We start from the raw sequence: 232 nt of genomic DNA on the forward strand, positions 1-232 counted from the left end.
AACAGAGCAGACTTGAGTACAGAACAACAAGCAAAGCTCTATTATGACCGTGGAGTACTGTTTGATAGCTTAGGCATGACGACTTTATCGCGAATGGATTTTAACCGAGCGGTTAAACTTAAGCCTGATTTGGCTGAAGTCTATAACTTTTTGGGTATTCAGCATACCTTGATGCGGCAATACGAAAAAGCGTACGAGTACTTTGACTCTGCTATTGAGTTAGATCAAGAAC

The 232-nt window shown here is 40.9% G+C and carries 1 protein-coding gene; it reads left to right on the forward strand.

The features are described 5' to 3' along the window. Positions 1-12: 12 nt before the first annotated feature. Positions 13-232 (forward strand): tetratricopeptide repeat protein (locus tag R0K30_RS23780; RefSeq protein ID WP_410613523.1); only part of this gene is annotated, 220 nt, incomplete at its 3' end.

The sequence above is a fragment of the Bacillus sp. SIMBA_154 genome, assembly GCF_046536015.1.
Taxonomy (GTDB): Bacteria; Bacillota; Bacilli; order Bacillales; family Bacillaceae; genus Bacillus; species Bacillus pumilus_P.